Origin of the sequence: Polaribacter sp. L3A8 (assembly GCF_009796785.1) — a bacterium.
Classification (GTDB): Bacteria; Bacteroidota; Bacteroidia; order Flavobacteriales; family Flavobacteriaceae; genus Polaribacter.
In genome coordinates this window covers 1,996,814-2,012,165 of sequence record NZ_CP047026.1, presented here as the reverse complement: position 1 = coordinate 2,012,165, position 15,352 = coordinate 1,996,814, and the positions used below count along the sequence as shown (strand labels likewise).

The 15,352-nt window shown below is 29.7% G+C and carries 10 protein-coding genes; 7 read left to right on the top strand and 3 right to left on the bottom strand.

Translation table 11 applies throughout. The features are described 5' to 3' along the window. Positions 1-29 precede the first annotated feature (29 nt). The 3 genes from GQR92_RS08305 to GQR92_RS08295 are packed head-to-tail and all read left to right on the top strand — an operon-like array spanning position 30 to position 5,133. Entirely contained in the window at positions 30-1,943 is a 1,914-nt protein-coding gene (locus GQR92_RS08305) for a nucleoside-diphosphate sugar epimerase/dehydratase (RefSeq protein ID WP_158838683.1), read from the top strand. A gap of 25 nt (positions 1,944-1,968) precedes the next feature. Further along, the gene (locus tag GQR92_RS08300) at positions 1,969-2,733 is read left to right on the top strand and encodes a polysaccharide biosynthesis/export family protein (protein WP_158838681.1); all 765 of its coding nucleotides are present in this window, start codon (positions 1,969-1,971) and stop codon (positions 2,731-2,733) included. A gap of 3 nt (positions 2,734-2,736) precedes the next feature. Beyond that, a complete protein-coding gene (locus GQR92_RS08295) occupies positions 2,737-5,133 on the top strand; it encodes a GumC family protein (RefSeq protein ID WP_158838679.1) in 2,397 nt (798 codons plus the stop codon). Between the two features lie 30 nt (positions 5,134-5,163). On the opposite strand, the gene GQR92_RS08290 is transcribed toward GQR92_RS08295, so the two are convergent. Beyond that, positions 5,164-5,901 (bottom strand): tyrosine-protein phosphatase, encoded by a 738-nt coding sequence (locus GQR92_RS08290; protein ID WP_158838677.1) that lies wholly within the window; start codon positions 5,899-5,901, stop codon positions 5,164-5,166. Between the two features lie 154 nt (positions 5,902-6,055). Here GQR92_RS08290 and GQR92_RS08285 point away from each other — a divergent pair, with 154 nt between their 5' ends. After that, positions 6,056-6,907 carry an N-acetylglucosamine kinase gene (locus GQR92_RS08285; RefSeq protein ID WP_158838675.1) on the top strand — a complete coding sequence of 284 codons (852 nt, stop codon included), beginning with the start codon at positions 6,056-6,058 and terminating at the stop codon, positions 6,905-6,907. On the opposite strand, the gene GQR92_RS08280 is transcribed toward GQR92_RS08285, so the two are convergent. Together GQR92_RS08280 and gldJ are read right to left on the bottom strand one after the other, a co-directional pair. Further along, positions 6,900-8,156, bottom strand: a complete 1,257-nt coding sequence (locus GQR92_RS08280; protein WP_158838673.1) for a UDP-N-acetylmuramoyl-tripeptide--D-alanyl-D-alanine ligase — start codon at positions 8,154-8,156, stop codon at positions 6,900-6,902. The two genes, GQR92_RS08285 and GQR92_RS08280, sit on opposite strands and share 8 nt — an antisense overlap. A 65-nt stretch (positions 8,157-8,221) precedes the next feature. Next, complete coding sequence (gene gldJ, locus GQR92_RS08275) at positions 8,222-9,892, bottom strand: gliding motility lipoprotein GldJ (protein ID WP_158838672.1); 1,671 nt, start codon at positions 9,890-9,892, stop codon at positions 8,222-8,224. A 201-nt stretch (positions 9,893-10,093) separates the two neighbouring features. Here gldJ and porU point away from each other — a divergent pair, with 201 nt between their 5' ends. From porU to cdd, 3 genes are all read left to right on the top strand, one after another. Further along, positions 10,094-13,486, top strand: a complete 3,393-nt coding sequence (porU, locus tag GQR92_RS08270) for a type IX secretion system sortase PorU (protein WP_158838670.1) — start codon at positions 10,094-10,096, stop codon at positions 13,484-13,486. Positions 13,487-13,529: 43 nt separating this feature from the next. Further along, on the top strand, positions 13,530-14,684 hold the full coding sequence (porV, locus tag GQR92_RS08265) for a type IX secretion system outer membrane channel protein PorV (protein ID WP_158838668.1): 1,155 nt from the start codon (positions 13,530-13,532) through the stop codon (positions 14,682-14,684). 80 nt (positions 14,685-14,764) lie between these two features. Continuing rightward, a complete protein-coding gene (gene cdd / locus GQR92_RS08260; protein ID WP_158838666.1) occupies positions 14,765-15,247 on the top strand; it encodes a cytidine deaminase in 483 nt (160 codons plus the stop codon). The last annotated feature ends 105 nt before the right edge of the window (positions 15,248-15,352 follow it).

The window sequence follows — 15,352 nt, the reverse complement described above, 5'->3', positions numbered from 1 at the left end:
ATTTGTCAACAAACTAGAACCTTGAAATAATGATAAGAAATTTTGTGTTAAGAACGTTAGATAAATATGCTTCTAAATGGGTAGTTTTTTTTATAGATTTATTTTTAGTATTCGTTTCTTTTTTTATCGCTTATTTTATTCGATTCAATGTTAGCTTTAATTTTAATGTTTCTAACGTATTAGCACAAATGCCCGTTGTGTTGATTTTTGCTGTTTTAAGTTTTTTAACAGTAGGGTCTTATAAAGGTATTATTAGACATACGGGAGTTCGAGATGCTTTTAATGTTTTTATAGCTAGTACTTTATTATGTTTATTGCTTCTTTTGGCAGTTACTTTTAATGTTTTTTTTAAGGTAATAGATTCTTTTTACATACCAAAGTCAATAATTATCATTCATTACTTAGTAACTGCTTTGGTGCTTATTTTAAGTAGATTTATTTTTAAAGCTTTTATAGAAGTACTATCTACAGAGTTAGATGCCATACATAATGTACTTATTTATGGAGCAGGAGATTCTGGTATTATTGCTTTTAGTGCTTTAAATAGAGACAAAAAAAACAATTATGATGTTATTGGGTTTATAGATGATAACAAAAATAAAATAGGAAAAAAAATTGATAGAGTAAAGATTTTTAATCCAAATATAATTACAAAAAAGTTTATAGAAAAACACGCTGTAGATGAGGTAATTATTTCTATTCAAAATATCAAGCCCAATAGATTATTAGCCATTACAGATAAGTTTATAGATTTAGATATTGATGTAAAAATTGTACCTCCTTTATCTAAATGGATTGATGGTGATTTAAATGCAAATCAAATTAGACAAATTAAAATTGAGGACTTATTAGATAGAGCACCCATTATTATAGATAATCCTATTGTACAAAGAGAAGTAGACAACCAAGTGGTATTGGTCTCAGGAGCAGCAGGGTCTATAGGTAGTGAGATTTCTAGACAATTAAGTTTGTATAACTGTAAGTTAATTGTGTTAATAGATCAAGCAGAGTCGCCTTTATACGATTTACAGCAAGAGTTAATTCAGAAAGGAATTACCAATTTTGTAGCCATTGTATCGGATGTTAGAGATCGATTTAAAGTAGAACGTATCTTTAAAAAATACAAGCCCAAAAGAGTTTTTCACGCGGCAGCGTATAAGCATGTTCCTTTGATGGAAAAGTCTCCTTACGAAGCAATTAAAGTGAATGTTTTAGGAACAAAAAATTTAGCAGATTTATCTATTGAATACAAAATAGATCGGTTTGTGATGATTTCTACAGATAAAGCTGTAAACCCAACAAATGTAATGGGGGCTTCTAAAAGAATTGCAGAATTATACATTAGTAGTGTTAGTAAAAACGCTAAAAAAACCAAATTTACAATTACAAGGTTTGGTAATGTTTTAGGGTCTAATGGTTCTGTAATTCCGTTGTTTAAAAGACAAATAGAAAATGGAGGACCTTTAACAGTTACGCATAAAAAAATTACAAGATATTTTATGACCATACCAGAAGCCTGTAGTTTAGTTTTAGAAGCGGGTACCATGGGGAAAGGTGGTGAGATTTATATTTTTGATATGGGGAAATCTGTTAAAATTTTTGAAATAGCAAAAAGAATGATTTATTTATCTGGATTGAATTACCCTGAAGATATCGATATTAAAATTACTGGGTTAAGACCTGGAGAAAAATTATATGAAGAATTGTTGGCTGATGGAGAAAACACCACCAAGACTTATCATGATAAAATAATGATTGCAAAAACGCAAAAGTTAGACAATTCTATTGTTAAAATGAAAATTGATGATTTGGCACTTAACTTTAACAGCTTAAACAATAGTGACCTTGTAAAATTAATGAAAGAATTGGTGCCAGAATATGTTTCTAATAATTCTGAATTTGAAATATTAGATGTAAAAAATTCTGAAGTTAAAATAAAATAGTATTTTTGCAAAAAAAAAAGCATAAATGATTAAAGTTAAAATAACAATCCTTTTTTTAATATTGATAACATCTTCTTGTGTTTCTAACAAGGATATTGCCTATTTTCAATTTGATGAGATTGAACAAAGTGCTGTAAGTAATAATTTTAAGACTATTTTTAAACCAGATGATTTACTACAAATAACAATTTCATCAGTTGATGTTGAGGCGGCTATACCTTTTAATTTACCAGCAGTATCTTTTAGCACGACAGGTTTAGCTACAGGTACGGCTAAACAACAGACTTATTTAATAGACAGTAAAGGAGAAATAGATTTCCCTATTTTTGGGAAATTAAAATTAGGCGGTCTCTCTAGAGAAGAGGCTTTTAAGATGTTAAAGGATAAATTATCACCGGACTATATAGACAACCCAACAATAAATATCAGTATAGCCAATTTTAAAGTAACCGTGTATGGAGATGTGAAAAATCCAGGTACTTTTACCATACCAAATGAAAGAGTAAGTATCTTAGATGCTATAGGTTTAGCTGGGGATTTAAATATTTCTGGACGTAGAGACAATGTGATGGTAATTAGAGAAGAAAATAATAAAAAAGTAAAGTATAAGGTAAATTTATTATCCAATAAAACATTGACTTCTCCGGTTTTCTATTTACAACAAAATGATGTAGTCTATGTAGAACATAATAAAGCAAGAATTCAATCAGCATCATCAAATTCAAACACTAGTTTATTCATTTCAGTTACAGGACTTATTATTACTATAGTTTCTTTACTAACAAGATAAAAAATGCAAATACATAAAGAAAAATCTGCTTTTAATTCGAATGACGATTCAGGTACTTTAGATATTCGAGAAGAACTTGAAAAATATATGTTTCATTGGAAGTGGTTTGTTTTAGGAATTATTATCTCACTAATAGGTGCTTTCATTTTTTTAAGATATACAACACCTAAGTATCGTGCAACGACTTCAATACTGATTAAAGACAATCAAAAGTCGGGTATTTCTAAAGAACTAGAGGCCTTTAAAGATATGGGGATTGTAGGTGGTGGATCTGTAAATAATACGGATAATGAAGTTGAGATATTAAAGTCTAGAAAAATTATTGGGACGGTGGTAGATACGTTAAATTTAACGATGATTTATTTTTCTCAAGGAAGAGTTAAAAAAACGGAAAGCTATGGTGAAAATTTAATTAAGATTTTATTTGAATCGAAGGATGATGAACTCTTAAAAAAAGATAAAGACACCTCCTTTAGTGTGAACATTGTATCATCTGATAAATTTGAATTAAAAGATGTCGAAGATAATTTGATCTCTACGCATTCTTTTGATGAAGTTATTAGTTCTGGTATTGGTGATTTTAGAGTAGTAAAAAGAAATAAATTTCAATTTAAAGAGAGTACTACAGTTTTTGTTTCTCTTTATAAGAAATCAAAAGTGATTGATGGGTATCGTTCTATTTTAAGCATTAGTTCAGTAGACAAAAATTCTAGTGTTTTAAAATTGTCTTTTATACATCCTGTTAAAGAAAAAGCCGAAGATTTTTTAAATGAGTTAGTGACTCAATATAATTTAGATGCCATCAAGGATAAAAATGAAATTTCACAAAAAACTAAAAATTTTATTGATGAAAGGTTATTTACAATTGGTAAAGATTTAAATTCTATACAAGATAGAGTCAAGAAATTTAAGACGGATAATAATATTTCAGGTCTTTCAGGTGAGGGGGAGTTGGCTTTACAAACTGCCTCAACAAATAATCAGAATTTAATTGAGATTAAAACTGAATTAACTATTGCTGAGAGTGTTTTAGAAAATATAAACAAACAATCGAATAAAGACGAAACATTACCTCAGAATTTAGGGTTTTCTGAAGGTTCTATTTCTCAGTCTATTAAAGCCTATAATGAATTAGTGGTTTTTAAAAATCGATTAAGTGTAAATGCGGGGTCTAAAAACCCTCAAATAATGCAATATCAAAAAGAAATAAACTCCTTAAAAATAAACTTAAAAAATAGTATTTCAAACTTAATTACTTCATTAAAAACACAATATGATCAAATTAATAAGGAAGTTGATAGAATAAATAGTAAAGTTTCGGCAATCCCTTCTTTAGAAAGAGGATATATAGATATTGAACGAGAACAAGAAATAATTTCTGGTTTATACTCTTATTTATTAAAGAAAAAAGAGGAAACAGCAATATCACTAGCGGTAACAGTTCCAAATGCAAAAATTATTGATGTTGCCTATGGTTCTAATAATCCAGTTTCTCCTAAAAGAAATATTATTTATCTTGGAGCTTTGCTAATTGGTCTTATAATCCCTTTTATAATTCTTTATGTTAAAAATTTATTAGATACAAAGATTCATACTCGTAAGGATATAGAAGAGTTAACAACAGTTCCTTTTTTAGGGGATGTACCTCATTCTGAAACAAATGAGAAAATTGTTATCGGTAATGATTCAAGAACAAGTACAGCAGAGGCTTTTCGTTTGATTAGAACGAATTTAGATTTTATGTTGTCTAATCATAAAGATAGTGATTTAGGTAAGACAATATTTATTACGTCTACTACAAGTGGCGAAGGGAAATCTTTCATTTCGATTAACCTTGCAGCGGCTCTTTCTTTATCTAATAAAAAAGTTTTACTGATGGGGATGGATCTTAGAGCGCCTAAAGTTACAGAGTACCTAGGGATTCCTGAACGAAAAGGAATTACAAATTATATTACAAACGATAAGTTATCTTTAAATGATGTTAAATTTTCTATTCCTGAAATTAAAGGATTAGATATTATTGCATCTGGTGTAATACCTCCAAACCCTGCGGAATTACTTTTAACGGGTAAAATTAAAGAGTTATTCGACCAAGTTAAAAAAGATTACGATTATATTATAGTGGATACTGCTCCTGTAAACCTAGTTACGGATACGCTATTAGTTTCTAAATATGCAGATATGTTTTTATATGTATCTAGAGCAAATTATTTAGATAAGCGTATGCTTAATATAGTACAAACATTATACAACGAAAAGAAATTACCAAATATGGCTATCGTTTTAAATGATACAGATATGACTAGAGGCTATGGTTATGGCTATGGTTACGGCTATGGCTACGGAAATGGTTATGTCGAGGATGTTAAGAAACCTTGGTATAAAAGAATTTTAAGTTAAAAAAAAAGCATCTATTTTGGATGCTTTTTTTTATATAAACTTGTTGTTGTTCTCTAAAAGATGTTTAATTTTTTCTAAGTTCTTTTTAGTACCAATTTTTTTAAGTAATTCTAAATGATTTTTGTGGTGAGTGTCTGTTCCAACAAAATCATATAGGTTTTCTTTTAAAAGCTTTTCAGACATTTTCTGTACTCCTTTTCCATATTGTTCGGTTAGAGACAATAAGTTTAACTGAAACAAGCATCCTGCTTTTTTAAGCTTATAATAATTATCGATATTCGTATGGAGAAAATTATAACGTTCTGGATGTGCCAATACAGGTTTATAACCCTTAACTTGAATTTCAAATAAGATTTCATAAAGGTTAATTGGTGCACTGAAATAAGACATTTCAACAAGTACATACTTGTCTTTCAAAGTAAGAATATCATTCTTTTCTAAAAGTTCAGAGAATTGTTCATCCATCATATATTCTGCTGCAGCTCTTATAGTAACATCCGTTATATTTCTTTTTTTAAGCGCTGCTTTTACTTCTTCTAATTTACTTTTTATAGTTTCTGAAGAGTTTTGATAAACATCACCCAATACATGCGGAGTAGTTATGATGTTTTTTATTCCGTATGAAGCCATTTTAGAAATCAATTCAATAGAATTATCTAAATTTTTGGCACCATCATCAATTCCTGGAAGAAAATGTGAATGAATATCTACAAAATTATTTGGAAAAAAATTATTTAAAGCAATTTGTTTCTTTTTAAAAAAGATCATATCATTTTATTTGATACAAATTTACAATAATTTAATGTTTTCTTTTAATCTTATCTATAATCAAAAGAAATATTTAATACGAAAACGATTGAAAATTGTTTTACTATTGTATAGGAGTTTTACTTGTGATATCTTTGAGTAAAACAAAATAATTATGATTTTAATTGCAGATGGAGGTTCTACAAAAGCAGATTGGATTGCTATTGATAAAAACAAAGAAGAAGCATTTAGAGTAAGAACTTTAGGTTTAAACCCAGCTATTGTTCCTGAAGAAGAATTGCATAATAGAATTATTAATATGTTTCAACTTATTAATATAAAAGATGATGTTGAAGAAATTCATTTTTATGGTGCTGGCTGTGGAACACCAAAACCAATTGAGATTTTAAAAAATATTTTAGAGGCTATTTTTGTCAATGCTAAAATTTTTATTTCAGAAGATATGTTAGCAGCTGTTTATGCAGCAACGGGTAAAGAGCCTGCTTTAGTATGTATTTTAGGTACTGGTTCTAACAGTTGTTATTATGATGGTAACAAAATGGAAATGTTAGTACCTTCTCTTGGTTATATCTTAATGGATGAAGCAAGTGGCAACTACTTTGGTAAGAAATTGATTATTGATTATTTCTATAAAACGATGCCAAGTGTAATAGCAGAGAAATTTAACGAAGAGTTTGATTTGGATGCAGATACCATAAAGAAAAATTTATATAGAGCATCTAATCCTAATATGTATTTAGCTTCTTTTGCAAAATTTATGTTTGATTTTAAAGAAGATAAATACATTAAAAAAATCATAAAGAAAGGATTTCAAGAGTTTTTTAAATACAGAATACTACCTTATAATAAAGGTACAGAAACCCCAATTTACTTTATTGGTTCTATAGCTCATTATTTTAGAGACACTTTAGAAAAAGTTGCTAAAAAGAATAATTTAGTAATTACAGATGTGATACAAAGACCTATTGATAATTTATTGGAATACCATAAGAATAATATCAATTAATAAAATCTAATAACCTTTCTAAACGCATTCCTCTTGAGCCTTTAATTAAAATTGATTGAAGATTAAGAGGATTGTTTTTTAGATGCGCTAACAAGTCTTCAAAGGTTTTAAACTGCTTATTCTTTGTTTTTGTTTGGTAAAAAATCTCACCAACAAAAAAGCAATTATCAAAATGTAATTTTTCTACGGTGTTTACAATACGTTGATGTTCTTCTAAACTTGTTTTTCCTAATTCAAACATATCACCTAAAATAACCGTTTTATTAGCTTCTTTTATGGTTTCAAAATTTTCAAGCGCAGCTTTCATGCTTGTCGGATTAGCATTGTAAGCGTCTAAAATAATTTTGTTTTCAGTTTTTTGTATGATTTGAGATCGGTTATTATCTGGAATATAGCCTTCTATAGCTTCTTTAATCTTCTTATCAGAAACTTTAAAATAATGTCCAATTGTACAAGCTGCAGCAATGTTTGTGTAATTATATTGACCAATAAGATTACTTTGAATCTTATTAGTATTTAAAGATAATTTAACAAAAGGATTTACTTCTAAGTACTCTAGGTTATTAATAAAAGGAATTGTTTTTAGTTTTTTTGATTTCTCAACCTGAATAACGTCATCAGGATTTATAAAAGCACTTTTATTATTTTTTTCTAAGTAAGCATATAATTCACTTTTACCTTCAATAACACCTTCAATACCTCCAAAACCTTCTAAATGCGCTTTTCCAAAATTGGTGATGTATCCAAAATCTGGTTCGCAAATAGTGCATAAAAAGGCAATTTCTTTTTTATGATTTGCACCCATTTCTACGATACCTATTTCCGTTTTAGGAGTCATAGAAAGTAACGTAAGTGGCACACCAATATGATTGTTTAGATTTCCTTTGGTTGCCGTTGTTTTGTAGGCTTTTAATAAAACAGTGTTGATTAATTCTTTTGTAGTTGTTTTTCCATTACTGCCTGTAAGACCAATAATAGGAATGTTTAAAACTTTTCTATGGTAATTTGCGAGCTGTTGCAGTGTTGCTAAAACATCATCAACAAAAATAATGTTTGTATTATTTTTGTACAGTTCTTCATCAACAATTGCATAAAGAGCACCTTGTTTAATTGCTTCTTCTGCAAATAGATTTCCATTAAAATTATCGCCTTTTAATGCGAAAAATAAGGTGTTTTTTCTAATATTTCTTGTGTCTGTGTCAACAAGAAAATGTTTAGAATATAAATTGTAAATCTCTTTAATTTCCATCTTTTAAAATAAAAAACCTCACTGTAGAAATTACAGTGAGGTTATGTTTTTTAATAAATATTTTATTATCTAACTGAGTTTCTCGCTTTTTTTCTCTTAGAAGACATCGGTCCTACTTTGTCTGTAACACATCTAAAGCCAATAAAGTTTGTAGCCATATATTCTGGTAAATATCTTCTTTGTGCTGGATCTAGCCAATACTCTCTATCAGACCAAGCGCCACCTTTATATACTCTTGTATTATTACTAATTAAAGTAGTTCTTTTTTTAGCGTCATTTACTAAAACTTCTTTACCTGTTTCTGGATCTATTTCTTTACTAGGACTTCTTGGAGAGTTGTACATGCTTGGTTTAAAACCAAACTGGTCCTGCTCTTCTTCATAGAATCTAGAAGAATTTAAGTCTCCATCTCCAATATCTGTATTATCAGAAACAGAAAAGTTTCTTCTTAAAGCAGCATCGTCTTTTGTAATTGGTATATATTTAATGCTTCCTGGTAATTCTTTTGGAATTATTTTTCCGTTAGGCAAGGTGTCATATTCTATTTCTGCATTATCAGAACTATTAATAATTACAACTTTACCTTCTTTATCAATCATCTTTTTAGTAAAAATATTACCTCTAAAATAATTAAAATCATTTGCGTCGTTATCAATAATAGGCCTATAAACATCAGCAACCCATTCTGCAACGTTTCCAGACATATCGTATAAACCAAATGCATTTGGTGGATATGATTTTACTTTAATAGGAATGTCAGAACCATCTGAACTCCAACCAGACAAACCACTATAATCACCTTCACCTTGTTTAAAGTTAGCTAACTGATCTCCTCTATGTCTTTTTTTTGTTTCTCTAGAATATTTACCATCCCAAGCATATTTTTTACGCCCTCTAATATTGTTATACTCTCTATTTTCAATATTAGCTTTTGCTGCAAATTCCCATTCAGCTTCAGTTGGTAATCTAAACTTCTGACTTAAAACACCGTCTGCTTGTGTGATTTTTCTACCTTGAAAAGCTCCTTTTTCACTTTTAACAGCACCTCTAGATCTAATTCCTTTCTTGTAAATAGTACTATCACCATCAAAAAGGTTATCAGAAGCAGCTAAGAAAACATCGGTATCAAAAAAGTTTCTAATACTATCATTTTCAAAGATGTTTTTAATATATCCCTTATCTATTAATTTTTTTAAATTTACTGCGTTTGTACGCCATTTACAGTATTGGTTTGCTTGTAGCCAACTAACACCAACAACAGGATAATCTGAATATGCAGGATGTCTAAAGTAGTTTTCTGATAAAATATCTGTATTTCCTAAACTTTTTCTCCAAACTAAAGTGTCGGGTAAAACAGAATTATAAATGTGTTTGTATTTTTCTTCTGATGGAGGAAAAACATCTTTGGTGTTTTGTATATACAGAAAGTATTCTGAGTTGGTAACTTCTGATTCATCCATGTAGAAAGAGCGAATGTGCATCTTTTTAGGCGTAGTGTTCCAATCAAACATAACGTCATCTTGCACTTGTCCCATTGTAAAAGAACCGCCCTCTACAGCAACCATTCCTAAAGGGATTTCTTGTCCTGCTGTTTCGTTTCCTCTTATATAATTACCATATTTTGGATTGTTAAAAGGTAATCCTGTAAGTGTCGAATTTCCTGAAGTTGATTTACTACAACTAGCCAAGGTTAAGGCAGATAGTACAACTAAAGATATTTTAAATACGTTTCTCATTCCTAATTGAAAATTAGTTTAGGGTTTTTATTATAGCGATGCAATTTACAATAATTCTACATTCATACAAGTAAAATGGTAATTTTAACGCTGCATTTTTCTTCTCACTTTTATTTAAACGATTGCTTTTTAAATTTAGTATAATTTATCTTTGTAACTACTAAAATATCTATAAATTATTTGCGTTATTTGAATACAATTATGAAAAAACAATTATTTACTCTTTTTTTTAGTTTTTTAATTCAACTAATTCCCGCTCAAGGCACTACTTCTGTTCTTGCTTCTGGAGATTGGTTTAAGTTTTCGGTAGATACTACTGGCGTTTTTAAAATAGATAAAAATCTATTACAACAAATAGGGATATCGACCAACAATCTAAATCCAAAGAAAATTCGCATTTATGGAAATGGAGGAAGTCTTTTACCTGTTTTAAATTCAGATGATAGATATAATGATTTACAAGAGAATGCTATTTATGTAGAAGGTGAAAGTGACGGCTCTTTTGATGATGGAGATTACATACTTTTCTACGCTAAAGGACCGCATGATTGGGTTGGGACTTCTGCATCAACAATGCGTCATAGACAAAATATTTATGATGATAATGCCTATTACTTTATTACTGTTTCTAATGACGATGGAAAAAGAATTCAACCAAAAACGAGTATTACAGGTGTTGCTACATCACAAATTACAACTTTTGATGATTATACTTTTTATGAAAAAGATGAAAGGAATTTAATTGCTGCGGGTACTCAATGGTTTTTTAAGACCGATTTTAATATAGAAAATACACAGAGTTTTAAAATTCCGTTTCCCAATTCGGTTTCAGGCGCTGTTAGCTTTATTAAAGTTAGAGGTGTTTCTACATCTATTACTTCTTCTCAAATGAGTGTTAAGGTGAATGGAGTAGATCTTTACAACCTTAATTTTTCGCCAACAACCGAAGTAGATAGAGCAAGAACATCAGAAAATAAAGGAAATGTATCAAATACTACAGATTTTTTTGACGTAAGTATTACCTACGATAATAAAGGAAATCCCTCTGCCACAGCTTTTTTAGATTATATAGAAATTATAGGTAAAAAAGAACTAATTGCAGACGGAAATCAATTTTCATTTAGAAGTTTTGAGCAGGCAAATTCAACCGGAGTTATAGAGTATCAAATAGAAAATAATTCAAATTTTTTTCAAGTTTGGGATGTGTCTAATCATTTAGATCCTAAAAATATTAGTAATCAAGGTACCGGAAATAATTTTAATTTTAAAGAAAATGGTGGTGATTTAAAAGAATTTATCGTTTTAAACCAGGATGATTATTATATACCTAAAACATTGCGAAACAGCCGTGTAGTTAATCAAAATTTACATGGTTTAAAAGATATTAATTATCTTGTTATTACAAATTCAGAACTTTCTAGTGAAGCACAAAGAATGGCAGATTACCATCAAGAGAATTCTGGCTTAACAACAAAAGTAGTGTTGTTAGATGAAATTTACAATGAGTTTTCTTCAGGATCTAAAGATATTACGGGAATTAGAGATTTTTTAAAGCATTTATATACAACCAATTCATCCGAAGATAAAAAACTAAAATATGTTTGTTTCTTTGGCGATTCTTCTTACGATTATAAAGATAGAATTGTGGGGAATAATAATATTGTACCCGTAAAATTATCTGAAAGTAGTTTTAACTTAGCTAGTTCTTGGGTAACGGATGATTTTTTTGTGATGTTAGATAACAATGAGGGGACGATGAATTCGAGTAGCCATAATATTGATGTTGCATCAAGTAGGGTCCCTGTTTCTACAATTTCTGAAGCAAAAATTGCTGTTGATAAAATTTTAAGTTATTATCATAAAGATGCACTTGGCGATTGGCGGAATACAATAACCTTATTAGCGGATGACATTGATGCTGCGGGAGAAGAAGTTTTACAGGCAGGAGTTGAGTCTATTGCTGATGATATAAAAGATGAAAAACGGATTTTTAATATTAATAAAATCTATTTAAATGCATTTGTACAAGAGAACTCATCTGGAGGAGAACGATACCCAGAGGTTAATGAGGCTATTACAAATGCTATAGAAAAAGGAACGTTGGTTTTTGATTATTTTGGTCATGGGGGTGAAGATGGATTTGCTTCAGAAAAAATATTAGAAAAGCCACAAATTCAAGGTTTTAATAACCCGAATATGTTGCCTTTATTGATCACTGTTACTTGCGATTTTTCTAGATTTGATAATCCGAATAGAATAACTGCTGGCGAACTTACTTTTTTGAATGAGAAAGGTGGTGCTGCAAGTATGATAACTACAACAAGAGAGGTTTTTATAACTACAGGGCAGTTGTTTAATGAAGATTTAATAAAGGTTTTATTAGCATTTGAACCAGAAGATGAAGATTTATCGGTAGCAGAAGCTTTAATGAAAACTAAAAATAGTTTTTTTAGTACTCAAAAGTTCTTTATTTTTCATTTTGGAGATCCAGCAATGAAATTAGCAATTCCAAAGCCAAATGTTCGTATTACAGAAATGAATGGTAAAGATATCTCTCAATTAGATACCTTAAAAGCCTTGTCTAAAGTCCATTTTAAAGGAGTTGTTTTAGATGATAAAAATGTAAGGTTACCAAATTTTAATGGAACTTTATCAACTACTGTTTTTGATAAATCTATTGATAGAACTACTTTAGATAATGATGGTTTTGGAATAACAATGCCTTTTGATATACAGAACAGTAAAATTTTTAGAGGAGAAGCTACGGTTACAAATGGTGAGTTTGAGTTTGATTTTATTGTTCCGAAGGATATAAAAATTGCTTATGGAGAAGGAAAGTTAAGTTTTTATGCAAATAATGAAATTATAGATAAAGCAGGTTATAATGTAGATATCGTTGTTGGTGGTATCGATGAGAATGCTCCTGACGATACGGTTGGCCCAGAAATAAAACTGTATATGAATGATGAGTCTTTTATTGATGGAGGAAACACCAACAGTTCACCTAATTTAATTGCTGTTTTATCTGATTTTAGTGGAATTAATACTTCTATAACCGCTGTAGACCATGATATTGTTGGTGTTTTAGATGGAGATACTACAAACCCAATTATATTAAATGATTTTTATAAAACAGAACTAAACGATTTTACAAAAGGTAAAGTTACCTACACCTTAAGAGATTTAGAGGTTGGACCACATACCTTAAAAATAAAAGTTTGGGACACGTACAATAATTCATCAGAATTAACGTTAAATTTCGTGGTTGTGAGCGATACAATCTTAAATTTAGAAAATGTTTTAAATTACCCAAACCCTTTTGTAAATTACACACAGTTTTGGTTTAATCACAACAAACCTAATGAGAATTTAGAAGTTCAGGTGCAAATATTTACGGTTTCAGGTAAATTAATAAAAACAATAAACCAAAACATACCAAACGCAGAAACGTTAGTAAGAAGTGTTACTTGGAATGGTTTAGATGATTTTGGTAATAAAATAGGAAAAGGCGTTTACGTTTATAAATTAAAAGTAAAATCAACAGAAAGTAATCTAGTTGCAGAGAAGTATGAAAAATTAGTAATACTTCAATAAAAATTAGATATTTGTCAAATAAAAATCAGAATAAAGAAATCAAATGAAAAAATTAGGAATCTATTTTATATTATGTGCGTTTGTAACTATAAAGACAACTGCACAAACAGAAATAAACACCGATAATATTGGTGGTATTACAACTGCTGTACCATTCTTACTAATAACACCAGATGCAAGAGCAGGTGGTATGGGAGATGTAGGAGTTGCAACTTCTGCAGATGCTTTTTCTTTGTTTCATAATGCGGCAAAAATGACATTTAGTAACAGACAAGTTAAAGCAGGTATTACCTATTCACCTTGGTTACGTAATTTAACAGACGATATTTTTACAGGAAGTGCATCTTACATGAACCGCTTTAGTGATAGAGCAGCTTGGGGTGCCGATTTAAAATATTTTTCTTTAGGTCAGATAGATTTAACAAACTCTGATGGTAGCGATAATGGAACAATTAACCCAAATGAATTAGCATTTACAGGTGCTTATGCGCTAAAGTTAAGTGAAACATTTTCTATGGGAGTTGGGTTAAAATATGTAAGATCTAATTTAACTTTTAACGGTACAAACAGTACGTTAAGACCTATAAACTCTTTTGCTGTAGATGTTTCTGGGTATTACCAGTCTTTAGAAGAAAATTATGGTAATTTTAATGGACGTTATAGAATTGGATTTAACTTAGCTAATATTGGACCAAAGGTTTCTTACAGTCCAGGAAGCGAAGATTTTATTCCTACCAATTTAAAATTAGGGGGTGGATTCGATTTTATATTAGATGATTATAATACAATTTCTACAACCCTAGAATTTACAAAATTATTAGTACCAACTCCACCAATTAGAGACAATGATGGTAATATTGTTGAGGGAGAAGACGATAATGTTGGTTGGGTTAGTGGAATTTTTCAATCTTTTGGAGACGCACCAGGCGGATTTAGCGAAGAATTGCAAGAATTTACCTATGCTTTAGGAGCAGAGTACTTATATAACAATGCCTTTGCTTTAAGAGGTGGGTATTTTCATGAAAGCCAAGATAAAGGAAATAGACAATACTTTACGTTAGGTGGAGGGTTTAAAACCAATGCTTTAAATGTAGATTTGTCTTATTTAATTAATTCCTCTGATGTAAATAATCCATTAGAAAACTCATTACGTTTTTCATTATCGTTTGATTTAGGTGAAGTTTTTGATGATTATTAAAAGTCAATTTTTTTTAGTAAGTTTATAACAATATTTAAAAGCAGTCAATTAAGGCTGCTTTTTTTGACGAACAGATTTTTATGAGAAAAATTGAAATTTCAACTTCAGCTACTATTTATAAAGATATTTCAGAGCTTTCCGTAGAAGACAATAAGTTAATGCATAAAGCCATTGAAGCTAGAAAAAAAGCATACGCTCCTTATTCTAAATTTAATGTAGGTGCTGCCTTGTTGTTAGATAATGGAGAGATTGTTTTAGGAAACAATCAAGAAAGTGCAGCATACCCTTCTGGTATGTGTGCAGAAAGAGTTGCTATTTGGAAAGCAGGCTCTACATACCCAAACATGAAAATCAAGAAATTGGCAATTACGGCAAGTTCTACCATAACAAATGTAGATAAACCAATAGGTCCTTGTGGTGCCTGTAGGCAAACTTTATCAGAATATGAAATCAATCAAAAAGAACCCTTTAAGGTGCTTTTTATGGGAGAAGTTGGTGAGGTTGTAGTAACAGAATCATTACTTTCTTTATTGCCTTTTTCGTTTGATAGTAAATACTTGTAGTTTTTTTAGGGCGTTTTAACAGGCTTTCCACTATATCTTTTTATGCAGCATTTAGTTTAACTTATTTTTCTAAAAAAAAAATGAATTAATTACAAAAAAAGATAT

What these genes read in the sequence shown, in the direction of transcription:
- GQR92_RS08305 (WP_158838683.1), top strand. Translation starts at nt 30, where the DNA reads ATGATAAGAAATTTTGTGTTAAGAACGTTAGATAAATATGCTTCTAAA.
- GQR92_RS08300 (WP_158838681.1), top strand. Translation starts at nt 1,969, where the DNA reads ATGATTAAAGTTAAAATAACAATCCTTTTTTTAATATTGATAACATCT.
- GQR92_RS08295 (WP_158838679.1), top strand. Translation starts at nt 2,737, where the DNA reads ATGCAAATACATAAAGAAAAATCTGCTTTTAATTCGAATGACGATTCA.
- GQR92_RS08290 (WP_158838677.1), bottom strand. Translation starts at nt 5,901, where the DNA reads ATGATCTTTTTTAAAAAGAAACAAATTGCTTTAAATAATTTTTTTCCA.
- GQR92_RS08285 (WP_158838675.1), top strand. Translation starts at nt 6,056, where the DNA reads ATGATTTTAATTGCAGATGGAGGTTCTACAAAAGCAGATTGGATTGCT.
- GQR92_RS08280 (WP_158838673.1), bottom strand. Translation starts at nt 8,156, where the DNA reads ATGGAAATTAAAGAGATTTACAATTTATATTCTAAACATTTTCTTGTT.
- gldJ (WP_158838672.1), bottom strand. Translation starts at nt 9,892, where the DNA reads ATGAGAAACGTATTTAAAATATCTTTAGTTGTACTATCTGCCTTAACC.
- porU (WP_158838670.1), top strand. Translation starts at nt 10,094, where the DNA reads ATGAAAAAACAATTATTTACTCTTTTTTTTAGTTTTTTAATTCAACTA.
- porV (WP_158838668.1), top strand. Translation starts at nt 13,530, where the DNA reads ATGAAAAAATTAGGAATCTATTTTATATTATGTGCGTTTGTAACTATA.
- cdd (WP_158838666.1), top strand. Translation starts at nt 14,765, where the DNA reads ATGAGAAAAATTGAAATTTCAACTTCAGCTACTATTTATAAAGATATT.